The sequence below is a fragment of the Propionivibrio sp. genome (assembly GCF_049316945.1).
In the GTDB taxonomy this organism is placed as follows: Bacteria; Pseudomonadota; Gammaproteobacteria; order Burkholderiales; family Rhodocyclaceae; genus Propionivibrio.
This window is the reverse complement of sequence record NZ_JBMOJE010000052.1, coordinates 24601-33381: the sequence shown is the minus strand read 5'-3', so window position 1 is coordinate 33381 and position 8781 is coordinate 24601. Positions and strand designations below refer to the sequence as shown.

Below are 8781 nucleotides of genomic sequence, written 5' to 3'. Positions count from 1 at the left end.
TAGCCAATAACATAAACATCAGCAGAATTCACGCAGCGCTGCCGAAAGGGCACTGATTTTTAAAATGAGAATTGCTGACACGTAAGGGACCTCCCCGCGTTGTTGACATTCAGATTGATGCCCACCGAGACGCCACCTGCCCATCGTGACAGAACCGGGTATACATATTTCAACCCTACGCTGTCGCGGTTGTGACCACTAACATTCAACATGGTTGGCACACTCGACCTCTTCTTGATTTTGCCAAAGAGAGCCTGAGCCGTATTTGGCGCCTTTCCGTGGCGGGAACGATCCTCTATTTCAAACGAATATTTTGAAATGAGAATTGCTGAGAATGTTTCCTGTATCAGTGTGAAATCAAAGCAATTAAAGTCGAGACTCCGAACCGCGCTGTAGAATCCAAATACACGCAACATGGGCCATCCGATCTTTGCGGTAGCGCGCTGATCGGAAAAAATATTGGGATGTTTTTTGGTCCTGAACACACAGCGGCAGCTTCGAGCGTCAGCACATGATTTCGATTGGCAGGGCTGGAATCATCGACGCACGATGTCCGGATTCATTGCACGAAAAAGCCAGCCTGGAATCTCAGGCTTTCAGTAGTTCTTCCCGACTCCCGAGCCAGCGTTTCAGATGCCGCCCGGCTCTCTCTGGATCATTGAGCAGCAGATGCTCAGCCATCTGGCGCGCCAGTTCAACCAGATCGGTATCGACCTCGAGATCGGCATAACGCAACAGCGGCACGCCTGACTGGCGGCTGCCAACAAACTCGCCGGGGCCGCGCAGATGCAGGTCCTGGCGGGCGATTTCGAAACCGTCGGTGTTCTCGTAAATGATCTTGAGCCGGGAGCGCGCCGTCCACGACAGCGGTTGCTGGTAAAGCAGCACGCACACCGAGTCATGCACACCGCGCCCGACCCGACCGCGCAACTGGTGCAGTTGCGAGAGACCGAAGCGTTCAGCGTGTTCGATGACCATCAGGCTGGCATTGGGCACGTCGACGCCGACTTCGATCACCGTCGTAGCCACCAGCACATCGATCTCACCAGCCGCAAAGGTGGCCATCGTCGCGGCTTTTTCGTCGGACTTGAGGCGGCCGTGCACCAGGCCGATGCGCAGGTCGCCGAGTTCTGCGCTCAGCGCGGCATGCGTGTCGATGGCGGTTTGCAGTTGCAATTTTTCGGATTCTTCAATCAGCGGGCAAACCCAGTAGGCTTGCCGGCCAGAAGCCACAGCACCGCGCACACGGGCAATCACTTCGGATCGCCGGAGATCGGAGATAAGCCTGGTCCTGATCGGCCGGCGCCCCGGCGGCAACTCGTCGAGCACCGAAACGTCGAGGTCGGCGTAATAGCTCATGGCCAGCGTGCGCGGGATCGGTGTTGCCGACATCATGAGTTGATGCGGCGGCGTGGCATTATCGCCCTTCTTGCGCAACTCCAGCCGTTGCGCGACGCCAAAACGATGCTGCTCATCGACGATCGCCAGCCCGAGCCGGGCGAAGTCTACGCTCTCCTGAATCAGCGCATGGGTGCCTACGATCAATTGCGCGCTGGTTGCCGCTTGGAGCAGCATGGCTTGCTTGGCGGCTTTCTTGAGGCTGCCGGTCAGCCAAGCGACCTCGATGCCGAGCGGTTCGAGCCAGGCGCGCAGCTTGAGGTAATGCTGCTCGGCAAGAATTTCGGTCGGTGCCATGAAGGCCGCCTGATAGCCCGACTCGATGGCCTGACAGGCGGCCAGCGCGGCGACGATGGTTTTCCCGCTACCGACATCGCCTTGCAGCAGACGCTGCATCGGGTACGGTTGCGCGAGGTCGGCGGCGATCTCGGCGTAAACCCGCTGCTGTGCGCCGGTCAGGCCAAAGGGCAGCGCGGCGAGCAGTTGCCCGGCGAGTTGGCCGGGGCCGTCGAGCAGCGGCGCACCCTTTTTACGGCGCGCCATGTAGGCGCGACGCAACGAGAGTTGCTGCGCCAGCACTTCGTCGAACTTGATGCGCTGCCAGGCCGGATGCGTGCGCAGTTGCAGTTCGTCTTCAGGAACACCGGGCGGCGGCGCGTGCAGCAGTTGCACGGCCTCGGCAAAGGACGGCAGTTCGTGTCGGAGACACCAGCGGGCATCAAGCAGTTCGCCCAGATCAGCATCGGCAAGCGCCGGCAGGATGAGCTTGCGCAGCAGGTTCTGCGAAATGCCGGCGGTGGTCGGGTAGACGGGGGTTAACGATTGCGGCAAGTTCTGATCGTCGGTGACCACCCGGTAGCGCGGATGCACCATTTCAGGGCCGAAAAAGCCCTCGCGAATCTCGCCGAAGAGGCGCAGCCGGCGCCCTTCGTCACGCGCCGTTTCAAGCTGTTTGATCTGGCTGCCGTAGAAGTTGAGAAAACGCAGCACCAACTCCCCGCTGTCATCGCTGACACGCGCAACCAACTGGCGGCGCGGTCGGAACTGCACTGTGACCTCAAGCACCACGGCCTCGACTTGCAGCGGAACACCGCCCAAAGCCAGCGCGATGGGCGTGATAAGCGTTTCATCCTCGTAGCGGATCGGCAGATGCAGCACGAGATCGTCGCCCCGGACCAGGCCCAGCTTGCGCAGCTTGGCCTTGATCGCGGCTGGCGCCTGGATCTCGTCGCCGTCCGACATTGGCTGGGGTTCGGGCTTGCCTGCTTCTGTCCCACTTTCCCTCACCCCCGACCCCTCTCCCAGAGGGCGAGGGGAGGTTCGCGAGTCGCTCGCGCGACTGTCAAGTTATCACCATGACACCATCGGCCTCGACCAGCGCGCCGCGCGGCAACGAGGCAACGCCGACCGCCGCACGCGCCGGGAAGGGTTCGGAAAAATAGCTGGCCATCGCTTCATTGACCTTGGCAAAATTGCCGAGATCGGTGAGATAAACGTTAAGCTTGACCACATCGGCCAGCGAACCACCGGCTGCTTCGACCACCGCCTTCAGGCTCTCGAAGACGCGGACGACCTGTGCGTCGATGCCCTCGACCATCTGCATGGTCGCCGGATCAAGGCCGATCTGGCCGGACAGATAGACCGTATCGCCGACCTTGACCGCCTGCGAATAGGTGCCGATGGCGGCCGGGGCGTTTGCTGTTGAAATGATCGTTTTGCTCATTGCGCTGTCCTCTGGTGTGTGCAACAGAAAAAGAGAATCTTAAATGACGACAACGATCATCGCCAATCTTGAAAAAATGCTCGGCGGACCACGGGACGGCGCGTTGCTGCGCTACTCGCTCGGCAATGAATGGCTGAAGGCTGGCGATCCGGCACAGGCGGCCGTCTGTTTCCGCGCCGCCATCGAACGCGACGCAAAGTATTCTGCTGCCTGGAAACTGCTGGGCAAGGCCTTGGCCGAGAACGGCGAGATTCAGGCAGCGCTGGAAGCCTTCGACCAAGGCATCCTCGTGGCCGAGCAAAAAGGCGATATCCAGGCCGCCAAGGAGATGGCCGTGTTCTCCAAACGGCTAGGCAAGCAACTTGACGAAAGTGGACCGCAACATCCTAGCGCTTAGCGCCCTTTGGCGCCAACAGCACCGATTCAATCCCCATCGCCTTCATCTTGGCGCGCGCGGCTTCGGCCTCTTCGCGATTCTTGAAGGGGCCGACCTGCACCCGCGCCTCGATCGCAGACGGAATCCCTTCGAGCGTCAGCCTGGCATGCAGTTCTTCGGCACGGCGCGGATCAGCAAACACGCCCGCCTGCAAGACATAGCCGGAGAACAAGCGCTGTAATAAGGGCTGTTGTTGCGCCGCCGCAACTGGCGGCTCGACGCGAGCGGGCGCGGCAGTCACTGGCGCAACCCTGGGCTCGACTGGTTTGGCTGGCGCAGGCTGGATAGCCGATGCGGCTGATCGTCCCGCCGGCGAGGAAGCACGCGGCAAGACAGGTTGCGCAGACACCTGCGGGCGCGGCGGCGGCTCAACTGCCGGCGCCGCCTTGTCAACCGGGGCCGCGCTGGCTTCTGGCTCGGCCGCTTTCGTTTCTTCCTTAGGCATCTCCGGCGTCGGCTCGGTCGGTGTAACCGCCTGGGTAATAATTTTCTTTACCACCGGAACAGGCTCGGTAAATTGTGGCGCGCTGGGTTCCGTCTCGCTTGGGCGGCCAAGGTAGTCAAAGAGCGCCAGGCCCCCGAGCAAGCCGACAATCATCAGCCCGGCAAATCCCATCCGCCAGGCCAGCTTGCGCTTGATGTCGGATGGATCGCTTTTAACTTCAGTCGCGCTGGTCTCGTTAGTCGCCATGTTGCCCCCCTGCCCGTGTTGTGCCATCTACTTCAGATATCGCGATTACGTACCAAGGCAACCACCAGTTCGGCCTCAGCCCGAGAGATGCCGCAGTGCTGCGAAATGGTCGCTGCATCATGCCCCTGCAAGGCCATTTGCATGGCATCGCTGTAGAGCGGCGAGGCATTCTGCGTCACTTGTGACTGCGAAAGCTCACGCCGTTGCTCCTCACGCAAGATCAGCACTTCGGCACGCAGGCCACCCACTTCTTTGCGCAATTGCACGATTTCGCGTTCAAGTGCTTCGATCTTGTGTTGCCCCGGGTATCCTGGGGGCGGCTCGTTCCAGGGAAACGCGGCTTCCGACGGCGCAGCCAGCGGCTCCGGTGAATTGTGGAAGGTAGGTGAATTAAGTGATTCCGGCTCTTGCACGGCCGCATAAGCGGCGACGGCCGACTTCACGGCAAGCGGATCAGGCACGCTGATGATGACTTTCTCGCGCTTCAGGCGACGAATGCGCAGAAAAGCGAAGACCACGTAGATCACCAGCAGCGCGATTATCGCAATCAGCGCTACGCGCCAGCCCAGATTTGCCAGTCCCTCAAAATCCATCGATCGCCTGTGTCAGAGTGTCTGGGCGGTATTATGCCAGACACTACCTCAGGCTTTGCGCCCGCTTGAAAATGATACGGAACAAAGAAGCGAAGCAGTTGCTTGAGGCATGCCTGCGAGGCAGACGGATTGGCCATCTTGAACATGCCTGCCACAGGAGCCAATATTCATGCGACTCCCACGGCAGGCATGGCTGGAATGACCTATTGACGCCCTTCCCAGCCCCCCGGTCAATACATCGCTTCAAACAACCCGGCGGCGCCCATGCCGGTTCCGATGCACATGGTGACCATGCCGTAGCGCTGCCGGGTGCGCTGCAAGCCATGCACGAGGGTTGCGGTACGAATCGCGCCGGTGGCGCCGAGCGGATGGCCGAGGGCGATGGCGCCACCAAGCGGATTGACCTTGGCCGGGTCGAGATCGAGCGTACGCATGACGGCCAGCGACTGCGCGGCGAAGGCTTCGTTGAGCTCGAACCAGTCAATATCTTCCTTCCTCACGCCGGCCTGCCTGAGTACGCGCGGAATGGCCTCGATCGGGCCGATGCCCATGATTTCAGGCGGCACGCCGGCCACCGAATAACCGGCAAAGCGCGCCAGCGGCTTGAGGTTGAACTGCTTGAGGATTTTCTCCGAAACAACCAGCACCGCCGCCGCACCGTCGGACATCTGCGAGCTGTTGCCGGCGGTTACCGAGCCGCGTGCGGCAAACACCGGCTTGAGCTTGGCCAGACGTTCCAGCGAACTATCCGGACGCGGGCCTTCGTCGGTATCGGCGAGAAAATCCTTGATCATCACTTCGCCGGTCTTAAGATTCGGCACGTGCGCCTTGATGGCGTAGGGCGAAATTTCGGCCTTGAAGTGCCCGGCCTTGATCGCCGCGCAAGCCTTCTGGTGCGACGCGACAGCGAAGGCATCCTGGTCTTCGCGCGATATTTTCCACTGCTGCGCCACCTTCTCAGCGGTCAGTCCCATGCCGAAGGCGATGGCGTAGTTCTCTTCCTTCTCGAACAGCGTCGGGTTCATGGCCAGTTTGTTGCCGGTCATCTGGTTCAGCAGCGACATGGTTTCGGTGCCGGCGGCAATCATCACATCTGCCTCGCCGAGGCGGATGCGTGCGGCGGCATCGGCCACCGCCTGCACGCCGGAGGCGCAGAAGCGGTTGATGGTGTAGCCCGGCACCGTGTTCGGCAATCCGGCCAGCAGCAGGCCGATGCGGGCGACGTTCATGCCCTGCTCGGCTTCCGGCATGGCACAGCCGACGATGACGTCCCCGACCAGCGCCGGATCGAGCCCCGGCACCTGCGCCATGACCGACTTGATGGCGTGCGCCAGCATGTCATCCGGACGCACGTGCCCGAACATTCCCTTGCGCTTGGCCACCGGCAAACGCGTGGCGGCGACGATATAGGCTTCCTGAATCTGTTTGCTCATGAGTTCTCCTTCGGAGAAAGTGAGGAGTTGAAAGTTTGGAGTGAGGAGTGACGGAGGAAGGAGACAGTTCTAGTCCTAACTCCCGACTCCTCTCTCCTCACTAGTTCCTAAGCGGCTTGCCGGTTTCCAGCGTGTGCTGGATACGTTGCTGGGTTTTTTCGTTCCTCAGCAACTGCATGAAGAGTTTGCGCTCCACCGTCAGCAGCCACTGTTCATCGACCAGCGAACCGGTTTCAACATCGCCACCACACAACGCCGTCGCCGCACATTTGGCAACGAGATAGTCATGCGCCGAAATCATGCCGCCTTCTTTCATGTTGGCCAGCATCATTTCGCAGTTGGCGATGCCGGTCCGCCCCGCCACCTTGATGTTGCGCGGAGACAGTTTCGGGTAATAGCCGGCTTCGGCCATGCCGCGCGCTTCCCGCAGGGCAACGTAGAGCAGTTCGTTGGCGTTGAACACGATTTTGTCCGATTCCTGGGCAAACCCGAGTTCCTTCGCCTGCGCGCCGCTCTTGGAAACATTGGCCATGGCGATGGTCATGAATACCGGCTGGATGAATTCAAAGGGATCGTTACCGCCCGTTTTGGCCGCATTCTGCCAGGCACGGATGGCAAACTCCTTGCAGCCGCCACCGGCCGGGATCAGGCCGACGCCGGCTTCGACCAGGCCGATGTAGCTCTCCAGCGCTATCACGCGTTTGGCAGCGTGCATCACAAATTCGCAACCGCCGCCCAGCGCCATGCCCTGAGCAGCAACAACGACGGGGACTTTGGCATACTTTATCGCCATCGAGGCCTTCTGGAACTCGGCCACATAGCCGTCGAGCAGGTCGAACTGGCCAGCATTGACCGCTTCGGTCACTTCCTTGAGGTTGGCGCCGAAGGCAAACGGTGCCTCGTGCCAGACGACCACGCCCTGGTACTCAGCTTCTGCCCGGGCAATGGCTTCCTGAATGCCAATGATCACGTCGCGGCCCAAAGTGTGGTTCTTCGACTTGATGCTGATGATGGCAATTTCGCTGTCGACCTGCGGCAGCGTCCACAGGCGGATGCCTTCGTTCTCCCATACGGTCGATCCGGCAACGGCTTTTTCGCCCAGGATGCGCTCGGGGAAAATCTGCCGTTGATAGACGGGCAAGGCCGAACGCGGCTTGAGCGCATCGGCGCTCGCCGAATAGGAGCCAGCGGCGGAGTGCACGCCCTCGCTGGTAAAAACCCAAGTTGGAAGGGGTGCCGTGCTCATCGCCTGGCCAGCGTCGATATCCGCCTTGACGGCATCGGCAATGGTTTTCCAGCCAGCCGCTTGCCAGGTTTCGAACGGCCCCTGCGACCAGCCGAAGCCCCAGCGCATGGCGAAGTCGATGTCGCGCGCGTTGTCGGCAATATCGGCCAGATGGAAAGCAACGTAATGGAAAATATCGCGAAAGATGGCCCACAGGAACTGGGCTTGCGGATGCTCACAGGCACGCAGTTGCGCGAATTTTTCAGCCGGATTCCTGTTCTTGAGGATGACCAGAACGTCCGGCGCAATTTCGCCCGCCGAGTCCCGATAACCCTTCGTGGCAAGGTCGAGCACCTTGATCGACTTGCCTTCCTTCTTGAAGATGCCGCAACGCGTTTTCTGCCCGAGCGCGCCTTGTCCGATCAACGCCGACAGCCAGGCCGGAGAAGCGTAAAAGCCATGCCAGGGATCATTCGGCAGCGTGTCCTGCATGGTCTTGATGACGTGCGCAAGAGTATCCAGACCGACCACATCGGCAGTACGGTAGGTGGCGCTCTTTGGTCGGCCGATGATCGGCCCGGTCAGCGCATCGACGATATCGAAGCCGAGACCGAACTGCTGCGTGTGATGCATGACGGCAAGGATCGAGAAAACACCGACGCGGTTGGCGACAAAGTTTGGCGTATCCAGCGCTCGCACAACCCCTTTGCCGAGGCGCGAAACCAGCCAGGATTCCAGCTTGTCGAGCAGCCCCGGCGCCGTGGTCTGGGTGGCGATCAACTCGACCAGATGCATGTAGCGCGGCGGATTGAAGAAGTGGATGCCGCAGAATTGCCCACGCAAAGCCTCGGGCAAGCCTTCCGACAAACGGTTGATCGACAGCCCGGAAGTGTTCGAGGCGATGATCGCCTTCGGCGAAATGAAGGGCGCGATCTTGCGGTAAAGATCGTCTTTCCACTCCATCTTCTCGGCAATGGCCTCGATGATCAGGTCGCAGTCCTTGAGTTGATCAAGGTGCTGCTCATAATTCGCGGCATCGATGTAGGCGACGCGATCCTTGGTCGCCAGCGGCGACGGCTCAAGCTTCTTGAGCCCGTCAAGCGCTTTCCTGACGATGCCGTTCCGATCGCCTTCCTTGGCCGGCAGATCAAACAGAACTACCGGCACTTCGGCATTGGCGAGGTGTGCCGCGATCTGCGCACCCATCACACCCGCACCGAGTACCGCGGCCTTGCGTACGATAAAGTTGCTCAAGCTGTTCTCCTTTGATTTTCTGAGTATC

Annotated in this window: 7 protein-coding genes and 1 pseudogene; 1 reads left to right on the top strand and 7 read right to left on the bottom strand. The window is 60.5% G+C overall.

The annotated features are described in order from the left end of the window. Window positions 1-95: 95 nt before the first annotated feature. The 3 genes and pseudogenes from ACOYNV_RS13260 to ACOYNV_RS13250 form a co-directional block, all read right to left on the bottom strand. Window positions 96-212 (bottom strand): annotated as a pseudogene (locus ACOYNV_RS13260) (radical SAM protein); the annotation flags it as partial. A gap of 376 nt (window positions 213-588) precedes the next feature. Beyond that, window positions 589-2640, bottom strand: coding sequence for an ATP-dependent DNA helicase RecG (gene recG, locus ACOYNV_RS13255; protein WP_422900256.1), 2052 nt, complete (start codon window positions 2638-2640; stop codon window positions 589-591). A 100-nt stretch (window positions 2641-2740) separates the two neighbouring features. After that, complete coding sequence (locus ACOYNV_RS13250; RefSeq protein ID WP_422900255.1) at window positions 2741-3121, bottom strand: RidA family protein; 381 nt, start codon at window positions 3119-3121, stop codon at window positions 2741-2743. Between the two features lie 43 nt (window positions 3122-3164). Between ACOYNV_RS13250 and ACOYNV_RS13245 the strand changes: the two genes are divergently transcribed. Further along, on the top strand, window positions 3165-3518 hold the full coding sequence (locus ACOYNV_RS13245) for a tetratricopeptide repeat protein (protein ID WP_422900254.1): 354 nt from the start codon (window positions 3165-3167) through the stop codon (window positions 3516-3518). On the opposite strand, the gene ACOYNV_RS13240 is transcribed toward ACOYNV_RS13245, so the two are convergent. The 4 genes from ACOYNV_RS13240 to ACOYNV_RS13225 form a co-directional block, all read right to left on the bottom strand. Continuing rightward, the gene (locus tag ACOYNV_RS13240) at window positions 3508-4248 is read right to left on the bottom strand and encodes an SPOR domain-containing protein (RefSeq protein ID WP_422900253.1); all 741 of its coding nucleotides are present in this window, start codon (window positions 4246-4248) and stop codon (window positions 3508-3510) included. The genes ACOYNV_RS13245 and ACOYNV_RS13240 overlap by 11 nt on opposite strands. A gap of 32 nt (window positions 4249-4280) precedes the next feature. Further along, complete coding sequence (locus ACOYNV_RS13235) at window positions 4281-4841, bottom strand: DUF2802 domain-containing protein (RefSeq protein ID WP_422900252.1); 561 nt, start codon at window positions 4839-4841, stop codon at window positions 4281-4283. A gap of 230 nt (window positions 4842-5071) precedes the next feature. Beyond that, window positions 5072-6274 carry an acetyl-CoA C-acyltransferase gene (locus ACOYNV_RS13230; protein ID WP_422900251.1) on the bottom strand — a complete coding sequence of 401 codons (1203 nt, stop codon included), beginning with the start codon at window positions 6272-6274 and terminating at the stop codon, window positions 5072-5074. A 100-nt stretch (window positions 6275-6374) separates the two neighbouring features. Further along, on the bottom strand, window positions 6375-8753 hold the full coding sequence (locus ACOYNV_RS13225; protein WP_422900250.1) for a 3-hydroxyacyl-CoA dehydrogenase/enoyl-CoA hydratase family protein: 2379 nt from the start codon (window positions 8751-8753) through the stop codon (window positions 6375-6377). Between the last annotated feature and the right edge of the window lie 28 nt (window positions 8754-8781).

Coding starts and splice junctions, on each gene's coding strand:
- recG (WP_422900256.1), bottom strand. CDS start 2,640: ATGTCGGACGGCGACGAGATCCAGGCGCCAGCCGCGATCAAGGCCAAG.
- ACOYNV_RS13250 (WP_422900255.1), bottom strand. CDS start 3,121: ATGAGCAAAACGATCATTTCAACAGCAAACGCCCCGGCCGCCATCGGC.
- ACOYNV_RS13245 (WP_422900254.1), top strand. CDS start 3,165: ATGACGACAACGATCATCGCCAATCTTGAAAAAATGCTCGGCGGACCA.
- ACOYNV_RS13240 (WP_422900253.1), bottom strand. CDS start 4,248: ATGGCGACTAACGAGACCAGCGCGACTGAAGTTAAAAGCGATCCATCC.
- ACOYNV_RS13235 (WP_422900252.1), bottom strand. CDS start 4,841: ATGGATTTTGAGGGACTGGCAAATCTGGGCTGGCGCGTAGCGCTGATT.
- ACOYNV_RS13230 (WP_422900251.1), bottom strand. CDS start 6,274: ATGAGCAAACAGATTCAGGAAGCCTATATCGTCGCCGCCACGCGTTTG.